The following is a 20,301-nucleotide window of genomic DNA, read 5'->3' as shown; positions in this document are numbered from 1 at the left end:
CTTCGAGCGCAGGGCTAGAAGAAAAAGCAGCCGTTGGGCAATGCCCGTCTTCGACTCCGACAAGCTCAGGACGAACGGAAAATTAAGGTGTCACCAAGTCTTTCCAATCCAGCCGGTAGGACAGATGCGCCAATATCCCCGCCGTAATCCCCCAGATACGCCAGCCTTGCCAGTCGATCTCGATATAGGGCCGCTCATTGCCGAGGAAGATGCCGATCTTCTCCTTGTGATTGGCGCGGTCCAGCACGTGCGATAGCGGAGCCTCGAACCAGCCATCGACCTCGCGCGGGTCGGGCGTGATCGGCAGGTCGTGCCGCACGACGCCCAGCACGGGTGTGAGGTTGAAGCCGGTGCCGGTCACGAAGCTCTGCGCCGCGCCGACGATGCGGACTTCGGACGGCGGGATGGCCAGCTCCTCCTCTGCCTCGCGCAGGGCGGCGGCGACGGCATCCTCGCCGTCCTCCCACTTGCCGCCGGGAAAGGCGATCTGGCCCGGGTGCTTGGCCATGGTCTCCGGGCGCTGCGTCAGCAATACGCCGGGCTGCGCGCGGTCGGTGATGGGGATGAGGACCGCTGCCTCGCGGATCGGTTGGCGAGCGAAATCGCTATCGTCGCGCAGACCGCGATAGCCGACATGGCCGGTCGCATCGAATTGCGCGCGCAGTGCGTCGAACAGGGCGCTCATCGCGGCACGAGGGAGAAGGCTGCGCCCTGGCTGTGCACGGCGAGGTCATCGCCGCCCGCAAGCGCGTGCTCGGCGAGTTGCAGCCAGGTCGAGCGGTCCAGCCGCGCTTCGCAGCCATGCCGGACATGCAGATAGATGGCCGGTGCTTCCGCATCGCCTTCTGCCCGCAGCGGGTGGTCCGGCCCGGCAATCACCAGTTCGTCCGTATTGAGGCGGAAGGCCAGGGCGCCGTCTTTCACCTGCATATCGACCGCGCGAAACGCCGCGTCTTCGACTTCGATAGTCTGCCGGTAATGCGGGGTAACGAGATAGTGCTGCCCATCTGCCGGATCGCGCCACAGCAGGCTGGCAAAGGCGCGCACCATCGCCGGCCGCGCGACAGGACTGCCGTCGTGATACCAGGTGCCATCGGCTGCGATGCGCATGCGGCTGTCGCTCGTTGCTTCGGGCTTCCACTGGTCGACCGGGGGCAGGCCGCGCGAACCGACGGCCTGCGCGATTTCGGCAAGGGACAGTCCGGCAAGTTCTGGGGGAGGGGTGTAGACCATTGCTGCCACCTCAGATGGCAGCTTGGACGCTCACTTCCAAGGGCCGAGCGTTCCGCGATCCGGCAAAACGCCCGGATTGGCCGCCCGCACGAGAAGGCGGTGCCGTTCGAACGGTCCGGGCATTTCCCACCGCTGCGTTGGCGCGGCGTGGAAGCCGAAACGACCATAATATTCGGGATCGCCGACCATTACTTGCGGCAGCGGGGCCTGCGGATCGAGTGCCTGTGTCATTGCCGCCATCAGCGCCATGCCGAAGCCTTCGCCCTGCCGCTCGGGCACCACCGCGACGGGACCGACCATTAGCATCGGATGCCGCCTGTCGTCGCTATCGGTCAGGGCAACCGGCCAGACCTGTATCGTGCCGACCAGCATTTGCGCGTCGTCCACTGCAGCGAAACTGAGCGCGGGCAGCCAGTCCGTACCTTCACGCACCTTGTAGGCCGTGCGGCTGGTGCGATCCGGTCCGAAAGCACGGTCGAGCACCGCCTCGATCATGTCGGGGTGCACTTCGGTGAGCGGGATCAGGGTTGCAGCATCATCCATTGCCGCGCGCCGATAGGGCGACGCGGCAATGGTGGCAAATGCAATCTCAGGAATGTAAAGGCGTCAGTCCGAACTTCCAGGCGTCAGGCGCATCAGACGGCCGCCTTCGCCGTCCTCGATCACCCAGATCGCCCCATCCGGTGCCTGTGCAATATCGCGCAGGCGCTCGGGAAATTCGTAACGCGACGCCTCGTTGGCCGAGTTGGCCGAGGCGTTTAAAGTCACGCGGCTGATGGAGGTCGTGCGCAGATTGGCAATCAGCGCCTGCCCGCGCCAGTCGGCAAACATGCTGCCATCGTAAATGATCATGCCGCCCGGCGCGATAACCGGGGTCCACCATATGGCGGGCTGGGCAAAGCCATCGTCCGCCGAATGGTCCGGGATCGGATCACCATTGTAATTCTCGCCGTAGGAGCGGGTAGGCCAGCCGTAATTGGCGCCGCGCATCACGCGGTTGAGCTCGTCGCCACCGGCTGGTCCGTGCTCGACTTCCCACAGCTCCCCATCGGGCGCGAAGGCCATGCCCAGGATGTTGCGGTGGCCCCAGCTCCAATACTGGTCGCGCGGGCTGCCTTGGCCTGCCAGCGGATTGCCTGCGGCAGGCGTTCCGTCGAGATTGAGGCGTACAATGGTGCCGAGATTGTTATCGAGATTCTGTGCCGGATCCTGCTCCTGCCGGTCGCCCGATGCGACATACATGTGCTGGCCATCGGGCGAGAACACGATGCGATGCGAATAATGGCCCTTGCGTTCTGCCGGGCGGCTCTGGCGCCAGATCTCGCTGAAATCGCTGAGCGTGCAGGCAGCATCGTCGCTGCAGGACATGACGCCGCGGCCCACTGCGGCAACGGTCATGCCGCCGCCCGCATCCTGTGCCCAGCTGAGATAGACATGGCCGTCATCGGCGTAGTTCGGGCCGAACACGATATCGCCCAGGCCGCCCTGCCGTTCATCGACGACGCTGGGAATTTCGCCCGTGACCGTGCCGATCACCCCGGTGCCGGGATGCATCACCTTCAGCGTGCCGCCCTTTTCGGTGATGAAGACACGGCCCGTACCCGGCTCGAAATCCAACGCCCAAGGCCGGTCCAACTCGGCAAAACTTTCCGCCGCGAAGGGCGAGGTGCCTTGCAGCTCCACCATCTCGCCCGAAACCATCTCTCCGGTCGTACTGGCGGTGGGTGCGCTATCCCCGGTTGCGGCGGCGTTACAGCTTGCGAGGGCGAGGGCCGGCAATATGCTGGCGGACAGGATGAGTTTTTGCATGTTGTCTGGAACGCCTTTCCCCGAATTTTGTGCCACGTTGGGCGATGGGCCTTTCGTGGCCGGTGTGGACGAAGCGGGGCGGGGCCCGCTGGCTGGGCCCGTTGTGGCCGCTGCGGTGGTGCTGTGCAACCCCGCGCCCGATGGGCTGGGCGACAGCAAGAAACTCTCCGCCAAGCGCCGCGCATCGCTGGAGGCGACGATCCGCGAAACCTGCGCCTTCAGGATCGGCGTGGTCGATGTCGAGACAATCGACAGGCTCAACATCCTCGCCGCGACCATGTTGGCGATGAGTCTTGCCATGGAAGGTCTATGCGCTGCGCTGGGCGAGGATCGCCTGCACACGTTGATAGACGGTAATCTGACGCCCGAGGGCCGCTGCGACCGCTGGCGTTGGTCGGCCCGCGCCATCGTGGGTGGTGACGGAAAGGAGGCGGCCATCGGCGCGGCCAGCATCCTCGCCAAGGAATATCGCGACCGGCTGATGGTGGCAGCATCGGCAGACCATCCAGAGTATGGCTGGGATAGCAATAAGGGCTATGGCTCCAAGACGCATATGGAAGCGCTGCGCCTCCACGGCCCCACGCCGCTCCATCGTCGCAGCTTCGCGCCTGTCAGCCAGATGGAACTGCCGGTCTGATCGGCGCATTGAGAAGGCAAAGTCGAAACCAGCGGAGCCATCATGCGCGAATTTTCCTTTGCCGACATTCCCGAACAAGGCGGCAAGACCGCTATCGTCACCGGCGCCAATACCGGCATCGGTTACGAGATCGCCCGCCATCTGGCGCGCAAGGGTGCCCGCGTCATCCTCGCCTGCCGCGATGGCGATAAGGCGGCCGAAGCAGCCAATGAGATGAAGTCGGGCCCGGAGCGGCTGGAGGTCGACACGCTGCATCTCGACCTCGCCAATATCGCCAGCGTGCGCGAAGCAGCGGAGACGGCGGCGAAGGAAGAGCGGATCGACATCCTCGTCAACAATGCGGGAATCATGCGTCCGCCGCTGGACCATGCGACGGGCGGCACGGAAAGCCAGTTTGCCGTCAACCATCTCGGTCATTTCGCCTTCACTGCCCTGCTGTTCGACAAGTTGAAAGCCGATGGCGGCGCACGGGTCGTGACCCAGTCCAGCCTGGCGCATCGCAAGGGGCAGATCGACCTGACCAACCTTGACGCGGCCAAGGGCTACGACCGCTGGCGTTTTTACCAGCAGAGCAAGCTGGCGAATCTGATGTTCGCGCTGGAACTGCATCACCGCTGCCGCGCGGCGGATGTGCCGGTAACCAGCATCGCCTGCCACCCGGGTATCGCCGCATCGGACCTGATGCGGCACATGAAAGGCGGCGCATTGCTGCAACCGGTGATGGGCGTGGTGCTGAATACCTCGGAACAGGGCGCATTGCCCGCCTTGCAGGCCGCGACCGATCCTGAGGCGGAAGGCGGCGACTATTACGGCCCCTACGGCCTTGGCGAAATGCGCGGCAAGACATCGGGCCGCGCCGTCATCGCCGGCCGCGCCAGCGAGAAGCCTGCCGCTTCACACCTTTGGGAGCGGTCCGAGTTACTGACAGGGATAGATTTCCCGATTTAACCAGATGGCAGCAAATCTGCGCGACACCGCAAGACGTTATCCACGCAAGGAGCTGCCATGCAACGCCGCGCCGTTTTCGGGAAGAAAAAATCCGTTTCACCAGTCATTCCCCCTCACCCGGGTCCTGACGACGATGGAGTAAGTCGCATCATTCCAAAAGCTGTATGGGATGGCGAGGCGGGTAATTTCCTTCGTGCGATCGGTCGTTCTCCGGATGACATGGACAACATGATGCCGACGCAGGACTTGGTGCAGGCGCGTCACGATGCGGCTCTTGCGCAGCAGACGAGCTTCGTCGAGCGCATAAATGGCCAACTCCCCAAAGGTACCACTGTCGCGCCGTATGCCATGCTTCCTTGGACGTTATGGCACGGACAATTCGGTCAGCTGCTGATGGTGAATTGCGAATACTATCCCGCACAGCCATGGAACACCATGCTGCTTGCCGCGGATGAGCGCAGCAGCTTTGTCCTTGATTTGCCTGTGCATCCCGGCGCTTATCCTGCGAACTTAGTACCTTCTGCGGAGAAGCATCTTGCAGAATTTCAGGAGGAATTGAGCGCGGCGAAGGATTATACCGATCGCAGCATGCAAACCGGCGAGATGGATGTCACCGTATTTGGGAAAGCACTCGACGATGTGAGGCGAAACGTGCTGGCCATGGCCAACACCTTCGCTGCCATTTCCCTTGGCGATGATGTTTATGAGCGGCATTTGGCAATGTTCGGCAAAGCATTAGGCTGGCCGCATGCAGAAGCGTTGCTGGAAAATCGGGAAGCAATCAGGAGCAGGTGAGTCCATCGAGCCACACCCCATCATGTCGAGTCCCGTAAAGGCCCAAAGGCTCAACATGTTGTGCCGGACTCTTTTCGTTCCGCTTCAGCAAAACCGCGCTGCGACACATTTGTCGCTTGACCCATGGACTCCGCAGGACTCATACCCCTGTGGATAAGTGAGGGAAAAGCTGTCCATGGGCGAGATGACGAAACTGCGCACTGCGCCGCGCATACGAACCAAGAAGCCGGTACCGGTCGACAAGGCCGACTTGCCTTTACGGCAGATCCTGGACGGGGATTGCATCGCCGCAATGCGCTCCCTGCCCGACGCCAGCATCGATCTCGTCTTTGCCGATCCGCCCTATAATCTCCAGCTGGGTGGCGATCTCAACCGGCCCGATGGCAGCCATGTCGATGCCGTGACCGACGAGTGGGACCGCTTCGACAGCTTTGGCTCCTACGATGCGTTTACAAGGGCTTGGCTCGCAGAGTGTCAGCGCGTTCTCAAGCCTGATGGCGCGCTGTGGGTGATCGGCAGCTACCACAATATCTACCGCGTCGGCGCGATCCTGCAGGATTTGGGCTTTTGGATTTTGAACGACATCGTCTGGCGCAAGACCAATCCCATGCCAAATTTTCGCGGCACCCGCTTCACCAATGCGCATGAAACGCTGATCTGGGCAAGCCAGGGCGAGAAGAGCCGCTATCACTTCAACTACCGCGCGATGAAAACGCTGAACGATGAAATCCAGATGCGCAGCGACTGGACCTTCCCGATCTGCAGCGGCGGCGAACGCCTCAAAGACGATGCCGGCCACAAGGCGCATCCCACGCAAAAGCCCGAAGCGTTGCTCTACCGTGTGCTGCTGGCGACCACGGAGAAGGGCGACATCGTGCTCGACCCGTTCTTCGGCACCGGCACCACCGGCGCGATTGCCAAGCGGCTTGGCCGCGAATGGATCGGCTGCGAACGCGAGGCGGATTACCGCAAGGTCGCGACCGCGCGCATCGAGAAGGAATTGCCGCTCGATGAAAGCGCGCTCACCACGATGCAGAGCCGCAAAACCCAGCCCCGCGTGGCCTTCGGCGCGGTGGTCGAAGCAGGGCTGCTGAAGCCGGGCATGGAAATTTTCGACAAGAAGCGCCGCTGGAAAGCGACCGTGCGCGCCGATGGGTCGGTGGAATGCGGGGCGCTCAGCGGGTCGATCCACCAGGTGGGCAAGACCTTGCAGGATGCGCCCAGCTGCAATGGCTGGACCTTCTGGCATTACGAAAGCGGCGGCGAAGTGAAGCCGATTGATGCGGCGCGTGGACTGTACCTGCTGGCGAGCGAGGATTGATTCCTTGATCGTCACCCCGGACTTGATCCGGGGTTAGGCTTGCCTTGGGCAAAAACTAAGCCCGATCCCGGCTCGGGGGCCGGGATGACGAATAGGGTTTGGCAGCACGAGCCATCATACATAAGGCCCCTCAGCGATGACCCAGCAAATCTACATCCAGCCCCTCAGCCTCGTCCCCGGTCCGCAGTTGGTGGAGGGCGGCGCGATCCGGCTGGCGGGCGGCATGGTCTATGCGCGCGAGTTCGCCGTGATCTTGCGGCGCGATGGCGCCGTGGTGGAGCGGATGATGGCCTTCTCCGACACGGTGGACGATGTACTCGCCAAACTGCCAGATGATGCGGCGCGCGAAGGCGAATTGCAGTGGTCCAACCTGCGCATGGCGCATCCCGCGATGGAACTTGGCGGACGCACCGTGCGGCTCGATCAGCCGCAGGTCGTTGGCATTCTAAACGTCACGCCAGACAGCTTCAGCGATGGCGGCGCGTTCATGGACGATCCCGAAGCCATGCGTGAACAGGCGGCGAAAATGCATGAGGCAGGCGCGGCGATCATCGACATCGGCGGGGAGAGTACGCGGCCCGGCGCAAAGCCGATCTGGGAAGGCGAGGAAATCAAGCGTATCCAGCCTGCCGTCGAACATTGCGTAAGCATGGGCGCAGCGGTCAGCATAGACACGCGCCGCCCGGCGGTGATGGAAGCCGCATTGGAGGCGGGCGCGCATATCATCAACGATGTCTCCGCATTGCGCTACGATCCGCGCAGCCTGGAGTTCGCCGTATCTTCCGGCGCGCCGGTGGTGCTGATGCACGCGCCCGGCAGCGGGGAGGATTTGCATGCCGACCCGGACTACACCAATGTCGTGTTCGACGTGTTCGACTTCCTGAAAGACGCGCGCGACCGCGCTATCGACGCGGGCATTGCGCGGGAGAGAATCGTGCTCGATCCCGGCATAGGCTTCGGCAAGTCGCTAGCCGACAATCTGGCGCTGCTCAACAATCTGCCGCTCTTCCACGCGCTCGGCCAGCCGCTGCTGCTGGGCGCAAGCCGCAAGCGCATGATTGGCGCGCTGTCGAACGAAGCGGGCGCGCATGAGCGGCTGGGCGGATCGCTGGCGCTGGCCATGCTCGGCATGAATGCAGGTGTGCAATTGCTGCGCGTGCATGATGTCGCCGAGACGGTGCAGGCACGCAATGTGTGGCGCGGGCTGAGGGATGCAGCGCTGACGGATTTTGCGGGACTGCCGGGCTAGGGCGCTAGACTGTTTTCGCGCTTCGACAAGCTCAGGACGAACGGACTGGTCACAATTTATCGAGCCGCAGGCGAGGCAAGGCCGAACGGGCGCCCGAGCTTTTGCGAGGAGCCAAGCGCGCGGATGCGCGCTCCCAGGGCTTGAGGGCCGAACAGGTTACGCAGCGTTATCGATCCCCAGGTCGCTCAGCTTGCGATAGAGCGTGCTGCGGCCGATTCCCAGCCTGCGGGCAACTTCGGTCATGCGGCCGCGATAGTGCCCTATGGCAAGGCGAATGACATCGGCCTCGATCTCTTCCAGCGGACGCAGATTGCCGTCGGGCGTGTAAAGCATCACGCCCGCGCTTTCGCGGATGGGGCCGTTCTTGGTCGGCTCCGTCTCGCCCACGATTTCGCGCAGATGCGGGAAGTCGTCTGCCGTCAGCGCATCGCCTTCGCAGAACACGGCGGCGCGGAACAGCACGGCTTGCAGCTGGCGCACATTGCCTGGCCAGTCGAAACCGCCGAGCAGGCGTAGTGCGTCGGAATTGACGCCGAGCGGGCGCAGGCCCGGCTGCTGGCCGATCTGATAGAGGAAATAGCGGGTCAGCGCGCCGATATCGCGGTTGCGATCGCGCAAGGGCGGCAGTGTAATACACGTGGCGGAAACAGCCTCCAGCAATTCGGCGCGGAAATGCCCGGTCGCCACCATATCCTTCAGCGGCCGGTTGGATGCCGCGATGACGCGCACATCCACCTTGAAGCCGTATTGCGCACCCAGTGGTTTGACCCGTCCGGTGGTGAGCACATCGGCCAGCCTGTCTTGCACATCGAGCGGCAGGCGGTCGACCTCGTCCAGCACCAGCGTGCCGCCATCGCAATGCTGGAACGCGCCCACCTGTTGGTCGAACGCGCCGGGGAAAGCGCCTTTCTCGTGCCCGAATAGCGCGGAGTCGAGACTGCTGGCGGAAATGCCGGCAATGTTCATCATGCGAAAAGCCGTCTTCGCGCGCGGGCTGGCGGCGTGCATGGCGCGCACGAGCATTTCCTTGCCCGTGCCGCTTTCGCCCTCGATCAGCACATGCCCGTGACCGCGTGCCGCCTTCGCTGCCTTGGCCAGCGCATCGCGGAAGGGCGGGGCGTTGCCCACCATCGTATCGAAATCGAGCTGCGCGGGCATCTTTTCCGACATCGGCATCAGCTCGTCACGCGGGCTTTCGCGCGTGGTCGCATTGCGCAGCGCCTGCATCAGCCGGTCAGGAGCGACGGGTTTGACGAGATAATCGGTCGCCCCTGCGCGCATAGCCTCCACGGCCAGTTGCGGGCTGGTATTGCCGGTCAGCATCAGGATCGGCAAGGCGGGGCGACGGTCTTTCAACTCGGCAATCAGGTCCACCGCCTGGTCGCCCGGCACCGCTTGGTCGAGGATGATGGCGGAAAGCTGCATGCCTTCGCGCGTACCGAGCGTGGCAATCGCCTTTTCGCTGTCGTCGACGGTGATGGTGCGCCAGCCCTCGCGGCCCGCCAGCGCGCCGACGAGCCGGCATTGCGCCGGGTCGCTATCGACAAGCATCAAAAGGCGCTGCTCGGCCTCAACCATAGATACGCTACCCCTGGGTGCCGGCCCCCTTTGAGGGATGTCCGGTGGTGGAACAGCGGCGGTAACAGGACGGGGTAAAGAGCCGATTAAGGCAATCGGGAAAGGATTGTGCCTCTTGAGCCATGGAAGAAGCGGGGATAGGACAGCAGGTGAAACCGCAATCGCACCAAGCAAAGGCAAACCGACCCGATGGCAAACCCGCACGACATGAAGACTTCGAACCGTTTCTACGACAGCTTCATCGGCACGCTGAAATGGACCGTTCCGTTGATCAGCGTGATCGCCTTCATCGTCATCCTGCTGATCGCCTGAGGAAAACGGCGGGGGGATGAAAATAGCGGTCCTGAAAGAGCGCGCCGGTAACGAGGCGCGCGTCGCGGCAACGCCGGAAACGGTGAAAAAGCTTGGCGCTCTGGGCGCACAGGTTTTCATCGAGCAAGGCGCGGGCGAGACCGCATCCATCCCTGACAGCGCCTACGTCGAGGCAGGTGCCGAGATCGGCTCTGCGGCCAAGACCGTCGCCGATGCCGATATCGTGATGGGCGTGCAGGCGCCCGACCTCGCCTTGTTAAAGGGCGCGAAACCCGGCGCATGGGTGGCAGCGACTTTCAATCCGTTCGGCCAGCGCCAGCGGGTGGATGACTACGCCAAGGCCGGCTTGGAAGCCTTGGCGATGGAATTCATGCCGCGCATCACCCGCGCGCAGAGCATGGACGTGCTTTCCAGCCAGTCCAACCTCGCCGGATACAAGGCGGTGCTGGCGGCGGCGGACCAGTATGGCCGCGCCTTCCCGATGATGATGACGGCGGCGGGCACGGTCTCGGCGGCCAGGGTGTTCGTCATGGGCGTGGGCGTTGCAGGATTGCAGGCGATTGCGACGGCCAAGCGGCTGGGCGCGCAGGTTTCCGCCACCGATGTGCGACCCGAAACGGCGGAGCAGATCGCCAGCCTCGGCGGCAAGGCCGTGTTTGCAGAGGGGCTGACCGCATCGGGCGAAGGCGGATATGCCGCCGAATTGACCGGCGAGCAGAAAGCCGCGCAGGCGGAGCTGGTCTCCAGCCATATCGCCAAGCAGGATATCGTAATCACCACCGCGCTGATCCCGGGCCGGGCCGCGCCGCGTCTCGTTTCCGACGCGCAGATCGCCACGATGAAGCCGGGCAGCGTGATCTTCGACCTTGCCGTTGCGCAAGGCGGCAATGTGGAAGGCAGCGTGGCGGACAAGGTGGTCGAGAAGCACGGCGTTCACATCATGGGCTATTCCAACACGCCCAGCCATCTTGCCGCCGATGCTAGCGCGTTATTCAGCCGCAATTTGTTCAACTTCCTCAATGCCTTCTGGGATACCGAAACAGGCAGGCCGGTGCTCGATGAAGAGATCGGCGATGCTATTCGGCTGACGCAGGGTGGCAAGGTCGTGAATCCGAGACTGGCCGGTTGAAGCGCTTGCTGCCTTTGTCCGCCGCCCTGCTGGCCGGATGCACGCAGCCCGCGGCGGATGCGCCGGACAACGAAGACGACATGATCGCGCGCTTGTTGGACCATGGCGAACAGCGCGCCGAATTTCGCCATGCCGCGACGTTTCTTTTCGATATGGTCAGCCGCTGCCCGCGCGACATACCCGACAGTCTGGTGGACGAGGAGACCGCGCTGATGGTGCGCGAGCAGGAGGTCCGCGAGCGACTTATGGGCGAGGACATGCTGGCCCTGGATGTCGACACGATTATCCAGGACAATCGCACTTTTGCCGACAATTTCCATGAAATGGATTGCGCCGTGCCGGGTATGGGCTTCACCGACGCTGCGGTGGAGGCCTATCGCCGCGGGCTCGAGCGGCGGGCAGAGCGGATCGAACAGGCCGATGAGGCTGCGGATCGCCTGCTGGCGGCGATGGCCAGCGAACCTGCCGATAGAGAGCAAAGCCAATCATGACACGCTACAGAGTATCCGCCGGCAAAAGCGCCGCCATTCTCGCTGCGACACTGCTGGCCGGCTGCGCAACAACAGGCGGCGGCGATAGCGGCCTGCGCGATCTGTCGGGGGACTGGACGGTCGACTTGCGTCCATCCCTTCAGGATGCGCCATACACCCAGCCGATGGAATTGCGCGTGGCGCGCGACGGAGCTGTCACCGGAACCTTCTACGGCAGCGATATTGCGGACGGGTTGGCGGGTGAGGGTCAGGGGCGCAGCTGCGTGGCGTTTCGCACCTTCGACAATAGCGGGCCCTACCACACCAGCGCCTGCTTGGAGGGTGATGTAATGGTTGGACAGACATGGAGCGAGGGACGCGGTTTCATGCTTCCCTGGACAGCGACAAGGGATTGATATGACTGGATTTCGACGCATCTGGATGGCTTGCATGCTGGTGGCGCTGGGCGCGATGCAAAGCGCGTGCTCCACGCCCGATCCGACACTGCGCCTGGATACCAACTGGATCGTGCAGCCCGCGCCTGCTCCTGCAGAGCCAGTGCGGGTGGAATCGGGCGACAGCGTGCTGCGGCAAACTCTCCATCCGGAGGGTGCCGCCCGCCTGCTGGGCGATGTGCAGCACGGCACCGGCGAGGACGACCTGTTGCCCGATGGCAGCCTTCTCTATCTGGTGAACAGCCCCGTCGCGGTCGTCTATTGCGGATTGAACCTCGCCGAGATCAGCACGCTCAACCGCATTTTCCTCGACTCCAGCAACAACCAGCGCTGTCTCGTCGATGCCGACAAGGATGGCTCTTTCGAAAGCGCCTTCAACGCGCGCTCGCCCATCGAGGGCCTGCCGATCGTGAACAGTCGGCTGCCTGAGAACCGCCGCGCGGTGGAGCCGCCTGTCGCATACGAAGTCGTCTCACCCGAGGCGGTCGGCGACAATTACTGGGTCGAGATCGAATACCAGGGCCGCCCGCTGCTCTATAACCGGCGCAATTTCGGCATCCAGTACGGCAATGCGGAAAGCGACCAGCGGCTGAGCAGCTGGCAATATGTGAGCGGCGAGGAATTTCCCGCGTCGCTCAGCATGATGGGCGCGACCTTCACCGTGCTTTCGGAGGACGAGAGCGGCCTGCTGATCCGCATCGACCGGACCATGCCGCGCCGCGCCTTCAGCGTCATCCAGACCGTCACCTACGGCTACTGAAGCGAGGCTTTCATGGACTTCATCGGCATACTCTCGATCTTCGTGCTGGCCTGTTTCGTGGGCTATTACGTGGTGTGGTCGGTCACGCCCGCGCTGCACACGCCGCTGATGGCCGTGACCAATGCGATTTCCAGCGTCATCATTGTCGGCGGCCTGATCGCGGCGGCGGAGGCCGGTAGCGATGTGGCGAAATGGCTGGGGCTGGGTGCCGTGGTGCTGGCAAGTGTGAACATCTTCGGTGGTTTCGCCGTCACAGAGCGGATGCTCGCCATGTACAAGAAGAAGGACAAGTGAGGATGTTCTCCTTCGCCGCCGCCAGCCTGCCCGAGCCGCCTCTTCCGCCGACCGGAGGGCTTGAATTGCCGCCAGACAGCCCGCCCGTGCCGCTGCCGGAAGCGGTGCAGGCGGTCGATCCGATCGTGGCGCTCGCTTACCTTGTCGCGGGTGTGTTCTTCATCTTGGCACTGCGCGGGCTGTCTTCGCCCGCAACCAGCCGCCGTGGGAATCGATTCGGCATGGCGGGGATGCTGATTGCGGTTGTTACCACACTGGTGACTCACGACCTGGCGAATATCGTCGAGATCGCCATCGCCATCGGACTGGGCGGCTTGATTGGCTTCGTGATTGCTCGCCGTATTGCCATGACATCCATGCCCGAACTGGTGGCGGGCTTTCACTCGCTGGTCGGCCTTGCCGCCGTGCTGGTGGGGTGGGCGGCCTATCTCAATCCGGGCGCGTTCGGCCTGCTTGTGCCCGATGTCATCACGACTTTGGACGAGCGTGTGGTGGATTATACCACCGCCATCAGTCCCGTCAGCAAGATCGAGATGGGGCTGGGCATCGCCATCGGTGCAATCACCTTCTCCGGCTCGGTCATCGCGTTCCTGAAGCTGAGCGGCAAGATGAGCGGATCGCCGATCCTGCTGCCTGCGCGGCACATCATCAATCTTGGCACGCTGGCGGCGATTATTGTGCTGACCGCACTGTTCGCTCTGGCGACAGGACCTGCCGAGACGCTGCCCTATATCATCGCGCTGACGGTGCTCGCCTTTGCCATCGGCTTCCTGCTGATCATCCCCATCGGCGGGGCGGACATGCCGGTCGTGGTCTCGATGCTGAACAGCTATTCGGGCTGGGCCGCGGCGGCGATGGGCTTCACGCTGGGTAATACCGCGATGATCATCACCGGCGCGCTGGTCGGCTCGTCCGGCGCGATCCTCAGCTACATCATGTGCCGCGCGATGAACCGCAGCTTCATCAGCGTGATTGCGGGCGGTTTTGGCGCAGACGCAAGCGCTGGCGGCGGCGAGGCGAAAGAGCAGCGGCCCTACAAGCAGGGCAGCGCAGCCGATGCTGCCTTTATGTTGGAGCAGGCGGAAAAGGTCATCATCATCCCCGGCTACGGCATGGCGGTGGCGCAGGCGCAGCACGCCTTGCGCGAAATGGCAGACCTGCTGGAAGAAAAGGGCGTGGAAGTAAAATACGCCATACACCCCGTCGCAGGGCGTATGCCGGGTCATATGAACGTGCTGTTGGCAGAAGCGAGCGTCGAATACGACAAGGTCTTCGAGCTGGAGGACATCAACAGCGAATTCGCGCAAGCGGATGTCGCCTTCATCATCGGCGCAAACGATGTGGTAAACCCTGCTGCCAAAACGGACAAGTCCAGCCCCATTTACGGCATGCCCGTGTTCGATGTGGACAAGGCCAAGCAGGTCTTCTTCATCAAGCGCTCGATGGGCGGGGTCGGCTATGCCGGTGTCGATAACGGTGTGTTCTACATGGACCAGACCATGATGCTGCTGTCGGATGCCAAGAAGATGGTCGAGGAAATCGTAAAGGCGCTGGACTGACGCGGCCGCAAAATCCGGCCACTAAGTGTTTGTCCGGACACATTAATGACGCTGTGACGTCACGGCGGACAACTTTCTTGTGGAATGCGCGGCTTTCGCGACAAATTGCATTGACAGCGATGTCAGTCGCTCCATGATGCGGTCAACCCGAAAGGGTCGCAATCAGATGGAGGGATCGATGAAAACTTGGAAGGCGCTCGCATTGGCGGGCGTGGCTGGCGCTGTGGCTATTAGCGGACCGGCCCTGTCGCAACGTGGCAATGCACCGGCGCAAAGCGAAGGTGCTATCGAAGGCCAGTATATCTGCGTGTTCGACAGCAATGTCATCCGCCGCGGCCAGGTGGTGGCAGCGGCCAACCGCGCGGCCAACGCCAATGGCGGGAACGTGCTGTTTACCTACCGCAACTCGATCAATGGCTTCGCCACTCGCGCTTCGGCTCGCGGCGTGGAAAACATGCAGCGCGCAAATCCGTGGATCAGCTATTGCGTGCAGGATGAGGTCGTAACGCTGGCACCGCCTCCGGGCCGAGGTAATGGCGGTGGCGGCGGTGGCGACACCGGCGGCCAGACAACGCCCTGGGGTATCGACCGCGTGGGCGGCTTCGTGGACGGGTCGGGCTTTACGCGCCGCGCGTGGATCCTCGATAGCGGTATCGATCTCGACCACCCCGATCTGAACGTGGACGTAGCGCGAAGCGCGGACTTCACCGGCAGCCGCAAGGGGGCAGAAGACGAGAACGGCCATGGCACGCACGTTGCCGGCACCGTTGCCGCCATCAACAACAATACCGGCGTCGTCGGCGTTGCCGCGGGCGCTCCGGTCGTGGCCGTGCGTGTGCTCAACCGTCGCGGCAGCGGCTCCTATTCCGGCATCATTGCAGGGGTAGACTATGTTGCGGCCAACGCTTCGCCCGGCGATGTCGCCAATATGAGCCTCGGCGGCGGTCGCAGCCAGGCGCTGAACGATGCCGTGGAAGCGGCAGCGGCAGGCGGCGTGCACATGGTGCTGGCTGCAGGTAACGAGTCGCAGGATGCTGCAAACGTGTCGCCCGCCAGCGCCACCGGCACCCGCGTCTACACGATCAGCGCGACGGACCGGAACGACAACTTCGCCAGCTTCTCCAACTTCGGTGCCGAAGTGGATTATGCAGAGCCCGGCGTGTCGATCAACTCGACCTGGCTGAGCGGTGGATACAACACCATCAGCGGTACTTCGATGGCTGCGCCGCATGCGGCCGGCATCCTGCTGGCCACTGGCGGCACGATCCGCACCAGCGGCTTTGCCAATAACGATCCCGACGGCAATGCCGACCCGATTGGCGTTCGCTGATCGGGCCCGCCAGAGGTAGTTAACCAACAAAAGGCTTCGGCCCCCGGAACCAGCGCTATTGCAGGCTCGTTTCGGGGGTCGAAGTGTATCGGGCTGCCATTCGGCACCATCAAAGGGGAACCGAATTGCGCAAGCTGGGCCTGATTGGCGGAATGAGCTGGGTTTCGACCCGCACCTATTACGATCGCATCAATCGCTACATCCGCCGCCATCACGATCCGCGCGCCACCGCGCCGATGGTGATCGAAAGCCTCGACCTGTCGCGCATCCGCAATGATAATGGCGAATACGACTGGGAAGCTACCACACGCATGGTTGGAGAAGCGGCGCAGCGGCTTTCCGATGCGGGCGCGGAAAAGCTGATTATCGGCGCGAACGTGCTGCACCGCATCTATCCCGAAGTGGAAGGCATGGTAGAAACGCCGCTCCTCCACATCGCCGAATGCGTGGGCGACCGGATGGCCGCAGACGGCATTCAGACCGCCGCGCTGATCGGCACGCGCAGTGTGATGACGGAAAGCTATTTCCGTCGCCGGCTGGTGGCGCGCGATATCGACCTGCTGCCGCCGCGCATGCAGGATGTCGACACGCTGGAGCATATCATTTTCGACGAGCTGATGGTCGGCAAGGCCAGCCGCGACGCCGAACGCGCCCTACGCTCCATGTTCACCGATTTCTCCAAGGAAGGCGCGCAGGCGGTCATCATGGCGAATACGGAGCTGGAGCAGGTAGTGGATGTCGACGCCAATGTGCTGCCGATCTACGATTGCACTGCCATCCATGCCGAATGCGCGGCGAAATGGATGATCGGCACATAAACGCGCGGCGCGGGGGATAATCGGCACTCTTTGCGCGCCGAAACGGCAGCGTTCCCCGCCTGTTCCCGTTGTCACATGGCAGGGCGGCATCTAGCGACAAGCCATGCCGCTTGCGCCCTATGCCGCCGATCCCGCAGCCAGTCGCGGGCGGGAATTCGACCAGCCCGGCCACGGCGTGCGCGGGCCGCGCAGCGACTTCCAGCGTGACCGCGACCGCATCATCCATTCCATCGCTTTCCGCCGCCTCGCCGGCAAGACGCAGGTCTTCGTCGCGCCCGATGGCGATCATTACCGCGTCCGCCTGACACACAGTCTGGAAGTCGCGCAGATCGGCCGCGTAGTGGCGCGCGATCTGGGACTGGACGAGGATCTGACCGAAGCGCTGTGCCTCGCGCACGATCTCGGCCATCCGCCTTTCGGCCACCCGGGGGAGGAGGCGCTCGACGCCAGCCTCCAGCCGCATGGCGGCTTTTGCCACAACGAGCACGCGCTGCGCACGATCATGCGGATCGACAGCCCCTATTGCGGCATGCCCGGCCTCAATCTCAGCTGGGAGACGCTGGAGGGGCTCGCCAAGCATAACGGCTCGGTCACCAAGCCCAACTGGGCACTGGCGGAGCTGGACGCCGCTTTCCCGCTCGATCTTGCCCGCTGGCCGTCGCTGGAAGCGCAGGTCGCGGCGCTGGCCGACGATATCGCCTATGACAATCACGATATCGATGATGGCCTGCGCGCGGGCTTTCTCGACATGGAGCAACTGCTGGAACTGGATTTCGTCGCCGACATGTGGCGGCGGGTGGAAAAGCGCTTCCCCGATGCGACGACGGAAGAGAAGCAGCGCGAACTCGTCCGTTCGCAGATCGGCGTGATGGTGAACGACCTGCTGGAAACCACGAAGGCCAATCTGCAAGGGATCGGCAGCATTGCCGAGGTGCGCGGCGCGGGCGTGGCCATCGCCGCATTCTCTCCCGCCATGGCAGAGCAGGAGCGCGCGCTGAAGCGCTTCATGTACGCCAATCTCTATCATCACGATGCACAGCTTCGCGCGGCAGACAGCGCGCGCGGTGTCATCGCCAAGCTTTATGCCGCCTACGACCAGGACCCGTCGTTGATGCCCGATGGCTGGGCCGCGCGCCTGCCGCAGCAGCAGCCCGCACGCGCGCGCCATATTGCCGATTTTATTGCCGGGATGACCGATCGCTATGCCATGGACCAATTTGCCAAGGTGTTCGGCAAACGGCCTGAGGGATTGTCCAACGTATGACCAGCCTGACGTCAGACGAAACACGCGTGCTGCTGGTGGGAGCCACCGGCCTGATCGGCCGCGCGATCATCGCCCGCTCACCCGATATTCCCGGCGTGGTGCTGCAAGGCGTCTCGCGCCGCGAAATCAATTTCCCTGAAGGCACGCGGATGGAGCTGGTGCTGGCGAAAAGTGATCAGTGGCCGGGCATTATCGAGCAATTGCGGCCCGATGCCGTCATCAGCGCGCTGGGCACCACGAAGCGCACGGCAGGCAGCGACGAGGCTTTCCGCAAGGTCGACCATGACCTTGTGCTCGAAGTCGCCCGCGCGGCGAAGGCGGCGGGCACGCGCAATTTCGTCGCCATCTCCAGCGTCGGCGCCGACCCATATTCGAAGAACACCTATCTGCGGGTGAAGGGCGAGACGGAGAAGGACCTGAAGGCGCTCAAGTTGCCGCGGCTCGACATTATGCGCCCCGGCCTGCTGCGCGGTCGTCGCAAGAACGATCTGCGCCCTGCCGAGAAGGTTGGCCAGATGCTATCGCCGCTGGCCGACATGATGTTGCAGGGCGACAAGAGCAGATATCGCTCGATGAAAGACACCGACCTTGCCGATGCCTGCCTTGCCGCCGCCACCGCCAAGGCGGGCGGCCAGTTCGTGCATGAACACAGCGGCATGATGCGCCTCATCAACGATTTCCGCCGCGCGCTGGCGGGACGAACGCACGAGATCGACAATGTGGGATAGTATTTTCAGCATAGCCAATTGGTGGGCGCTCATCTGCTGGATCGGCCTGATCCTGCTGCCCCGCGCGCCCTTCGTGCTGACCGCAATCTTCTATCTCGGCGCGGGGCTGCTCAGCCTGGCTTATACGGCCCTGTTCGGCGTGCTGCTGGGCGGGCTTGTCGATCCAGTGATGGTGGGCGAGGGCGGAGGCGCGAACTTCTCCACGATAGAGGGCGTGCGGGCGCTCTTCATGTCCGATGCGGGCGTCACCATCGGCTGGATCCACTACCTTGCCTTCGACCTCTTCGTGGGCCTCTGGATCGCCAAAGATGCAGACCTTAAAGACTTCTCGCGGCTGCTGCAGGCCCCCGTCCTGCTGCTGACGCTGTTCGCCGGCCCCGCCGGACTGCTGGTGTGGATGATTATCCGCGAACGGCGCGCGCGCAAGGGTGCCCGCAAGAGCGCGCTGAAAGGCAGTCTCGGCTCCTGATGGCCAAGCGCCACGCGCCCGCCACACTGCGCAACCGCGAGCCGATCCTAGCCGTGCTGCGGGAGGAGTTGGGCGAGGGGGGTACGCTGCTGGAAATCGCAGCGGGCAGCGGCGAGCATGCCGTGTTCTTTGCGAACGGCTTGCCGGATTGGCAATGGCAGCCGACCGATCCCGATCCCGAAGCCGTCGCATCGATAGCGGCCTACCGCGCCGAGGAGGGCGGGCCGAACCTGCTGCCGCCCGTGCAGCTGGATGCCGCCCTGCCGAACTGGCCGGTCGAGGCGCCCGATGCGGTGCTGTGCATCAACATGGTCCATATCAGCCCGTGGTCCGCCACGCGCGGCCTGATGCGCGAATGCGGCAGGCTGCTGCCAAAAGGCGCGCCGCTGATCCTTTATGGCCCCTATATCGAGGACGATGTGCCCACCGCCCCCTCCAATCGTGACTTCGATCTGAGCCTTAAATCGCGCGACGAACGCTGGGGACTGCGCAATGTGGCGGACATGGATGTCGAGGCGGCAACGCATGGCCTGAAGCGCACGCGGCGGGTCGTAATGCCTGCGAACAATCTGGTGCTGGTGTACCGAAAGAGTTGACGCAGTGTGCTGTGCGCACATGCCATGTCCTCGCCGGTAACACTACTTGACGCAACCCGTCGGAGCGATAAGCTTTTTGCGATTCCGGCAAGGGAATGGTGCCGGATCAGTCACTTGGGCCGAGAGGCCGTTTCGCTTGACGGGGGGAATCATGATCAGGACATTTGCACTCTATGTCGGCGCATCCATTGCTGCCATCGCTACTATCAGCCTGGACGCAGAACCGGCACGGGCGGAAACCTGTTTGCTCGACCGCGATAATGATGGGGTTGTCGATGCGGGTGATGTTACGCCGACTGATCGCGACGACGATGGCGGGGCAAATGGCGATAACGGGAACGACGATGCCCTTGCTTGCGGTGTGAACGCAGTAGCTAACTATCGAGCAGTGGCTCTCGGAACTAGTGCCAATGCCGGTAATCGTGGCGTGAGTGTCGGATATATAGCTGATGCCGGTAGCTTTGGCGTGAGTGTCGGATATGATGCTGACGGCGGGTTAGACAGCGTAGCAATTGGCTTTTCAGCAGACGCCCTACAATCTTCCGTT

Annotated in this window: 22 protein-coding genes; 17 read left to right on the top strand and 5 right to left on the bottom strand. The window is 63.3% G+C overall.

The annotated features are described in order from the left end of the window. Positions 1-82 precede the first annotated feature (82 nt). From BMF35_RS11780 to BMF35_RS11765, 4 genes are all read right to left on the bottom strand, one after another. Positions 83-685, bottom strand: a complete 603-nt coding sequence (locus tag BMF35_RS11780; protein WP_047006093.1) for a CoA pyrophosphatase — start codon at positions 683-685, stop codon at positions 83-85. After that, positions 682-1,233 carry a DUF1285 domain-containing protein gene (locus BMF35_RS11775; protein ID WP_047006092.1) on the bottom strand — a complete coding sequence of 184 codons (552 nt, stop codon included), beginning with the start codon at positions 1,231-1,233 and terminating at the stop codon, positions 682-684. Before BMF35_RS11775 ends, BMF35_RS11780 begins: the two co-directional genes overlap by 4 nt. A 30-nt stretch (positions 1,234-1,263) precedes the next feature. Then, positions 1,264-1,776 carry a GNAT family N-acetyltransferase gene (locus tag BMF35_RS11770; RefSeq protein WP_047006091.1) on the bottom strand — a complete coding sequence of 171 codons (513 nt, stop codon included), beginning with the start codon at positions 1,774-1,776 and terminating at the stop codon, positions 1,264-1,266. Positions 1,777-1,839: 63 nt separating this feature from the next. Further along, complete coding sequence (locus BMF35_RS11765; RefSeq protein WP_047006090.1) at positions 1,840-3,042, bottom strand: PQQ-dependent sugar dehydrogenase; 1,203 nt, start codon at positions 3,040-3,042, stop codon at positions 1,840-1,842. On the opposite strand from BMF35_RS11765, the gene BMF35_RS11760 reads away from it, so the two are divergent. The 5 genes from BMF35_RS11760 to folP all read left to right on the top strand — a co-directional run bounded on the left by BMF35_RS11760 (position 3,041) and on the right by folP (position 7,992). Next, the gene (locus BMF35_RS11760) at positions 3,041-3,679 is read left to right on the top strand and encodes a ribonuclease HII (RefSeq protein WP_047006089.1); all 639 of its coding nucleotides are present in this window, start codon (positions 3,041-3,043) and stop codon (positions 3,677-3,679) included. The genes BMF35_RS11765 and BMF35_RS11760 overlap by 2 nt on opposite strands. Positions 3,680-3,721: 42 nt before the next feature. After that, positions 3,722-4,627: an oxidoreductase gene (locus BMF35_RS11755; RefSeq protein WP_047006088.1), complete on the top strand. Its 906-nt coding sequence runs from the start codon at positions 3,722-3,724 to the stop codon at positions 4,625-4,627. A 57-nt stretch (positions 4,628-4,684) separates the two neighbouring features. Then, on the top strand, positions 4,685-5,422 hold the full coding sequence (locus BMF35_RS11750; protein ID WP_156172053.1) for a hypothetical protein: 738 nt from the start codon (positions 4,685-4,687) through the stop codon (positions 5,420-5,422). A 175-nt stretch (positions 5,423-5,597) separates the two neighbouring features. Next, positions 5,598-6,743, top strand: a complete 1,146-nt coding sequence (locus BMF35_RS11745; RefSeq protein ID WP_269466287.1) for a site-specific DNA-methyltransferase — start codon at positions 5,598-5,600, stop codon at positions 6,741-6,743. 136 nt (positions 6,744-6,879) lie between these two features. Continuing rightward, positions 6,880-7,992 (top strand): dihydropteroate synthase, encoded by a 1,113-nt coding sequence (folP, locus tag BMF35_RS11740; RefSeq protein WP_047006086.1) that lies wholly within the window; start codon positions 6,880-6,882, stop codon positions 7,990-7,992. A gap of 156 nt (positions 7,993-8,148) precedes the next feature. Here folP and BMF35_RS11735 read toward each other — a convergent pair whose 3' ends face one another. Beyond that, complete coding sequence (locus BMF35_RS11735) at positions 8,149-9,570, bottom strand: sigma-54-dependent transcriptional regulator (RefSeq protein ID WP_047006085.1); 1,422 nt, start codon at positions 9,568-9,570, stop codon at positions 8,149-8,151. A 328-nt stretch (positions 9,571-9,898) separates the two neighbouring features. Here BMF35_RS11735 and BMF35_RS11730 point away from each other — a divergent pair, with 328 nt between their 5' ends. The 12 genes from BMF35_RS11730 (at position 9,899) to BMF35_RS11675 (ending at position 19,754) form a co-directional block, all read left to right on the top strand. Continuing rightward, entirely contained in the window at positions 9,899-11,011 is a 1,113-nt protein-coding gene (locus tag BMF35_RS11730; protein ID WP_047006084.1) for an NAD(P) transhydrogenase subunit alpha, read from the top strand. 5 nt (positions 11,012-11,016) lie between these two features. Next, positions 11,017-11,502: a hypothetical protein gene (locus tag BMF35_RS11725; protein ID WP_156172052.1), complete on the top strand. Its 486-nt coding sequence runs from the start codon at positions 11,017-11,019 to the stop codon at positions 11,500-11,502. Next, positions 11,499-11,897: a hypothetical protein gene (locus BMF35_RS11720; RefSeq protein ID WP_047006082.1), complete on the top strand. Its 399-nt coding sequence runs from the start codon at positions 11,499-11,501 to the stop codon at positions 11,895-11,897. Before BMF35_RS11725 ends, BMF35_RS11720 begins: the two co-directional genes overlap by 4 nt. A gap of 1 nt (position 11,898) precedes the next feature. Next, on the top strand, positions 11,899-12,696 hold the full coding sequence (locus BMF35_RS11715; RefSeq protein WP_047006081.1) for a hypothetical protein: 798 nt from the start codon (positions 11,899-11,901) through the stop codon (positions 12,694-12,696). 12 nt (positions 12,697-12,708) lie between these two features. Continuing rightward, positions 12,709-12,990, top strand: a complete 282-nt coding sequence (locus tag BMF35_RS11710; RefSeq protein WP_047006080.1) for an NAD(P) transhydrogenase subunit alpha part 2 — start codon at positions 12,709-12,711, stop codon at positions 12,988-12,990. Positions 12,991-12,992: 2 nt separating this feature from the next. Continuing rightward, entirely contained in the window at positions 12,993-14,549 is a 1,557-nt protein-coding gene (locus BMF35_RS11705; protein ID WP_236781525.1) for an NAD(P)(+) transhydrogenase (Re/Si-specific) subunit beta, read from the top strand. A gap of 178 nt (positions 14,550-14,727) precedes the next feature. Further along, a complete protein-coding gene (locus tag BMF35_RS11700; RefSeq protein ID WP_082115641.1) occupies positions 14,728-15,879 on the top strand; it encodes a S8 family serine peptidase in 1,152 nt (383 codons plus the stop codon). A gap of 125 nt (positions 15,880-16,004) precedes the next feature. Then, a complete protein-coding gene (locus tag BMF35_RS11695) occupies positions 16,005-16,697 on the top strand; it encodes an aspartate/glutamate racemase family protein (RefSeq protein WP_047006079.1) in 693 nt (230 codons plus the stop codon). Between the two features lie 103 nt (positions 16,698-16,800). After that, positions 16,801-17,961 (top strand): deoxyguanosinetriphosphate triphosphohydrolase, encoded by a 1,161-nt coding sequence (locus BMF35_RS11690; protein WP_047006078.1) that lies wholly within the window; start codon positions 16,801-16,803, stop codon positions 17,959-17,961. Then, positions 17,958-18,689 (top strand): NAD-dependent epimerase/dehydratase family protein, encoded by a 732-nt coding sequence (locus tag BMF35_RS11685; RefSeq protein WP_047006077.1) that lies wholly within the window; start codon positions 17,958-17,960, stop codon positions 18,687-18,689. Before BMF35_RS11690 ends, BMF35_RS11685 begins: the two co-directional genes overlap by 4 nt. Beyond that, on the top strand, positions 18,679-19,158 hold the full coding sequence (locus tag BMF35_RS11680; RefSeq protein WP_047006076.1) for an ABA4-like family protein: 480 nt from the start codon (positions 18,679-18,681) through the stop codon (positions 19,156-19,158). Before BMF35_RS11685 ends, BMF35_RS11680 begins: the two co-directional genes overlap by 11 nt. Next, entirely contained in the window at positions 19,158-19,754 is a 597-nt protein-coding gene (locus tag BMF35_RS11675) for a DUF938 domain-containing protein (RefSeq protein ID WP_047006075.1), read from the top strand. The genes BMF35_RS11680 and BMF35_RS11675 overlap by 1 nt, the downstream gene beginning before the upstream one ends. Positions 19,755-20,301: the final 547 nt, after the last annotated feature.

The sequence above is a fragment of the Aurantiacibacter gangjinensis genome (assembly GCF_001886695.1).
Classification (GTDB): Bacteria; Pseudomonadota; Alphaproteobacteria; order Sphingomonadales; family Sphingomonadaceae; genus Alteraurantiacibacter; species Alteraurantiacibacter gangjinensis.
The sequence above is the reverse complement of the archived record's forward strand: the minus strand, read 5'-3'. Positions and strand labels throughout refer to the sequence as shown.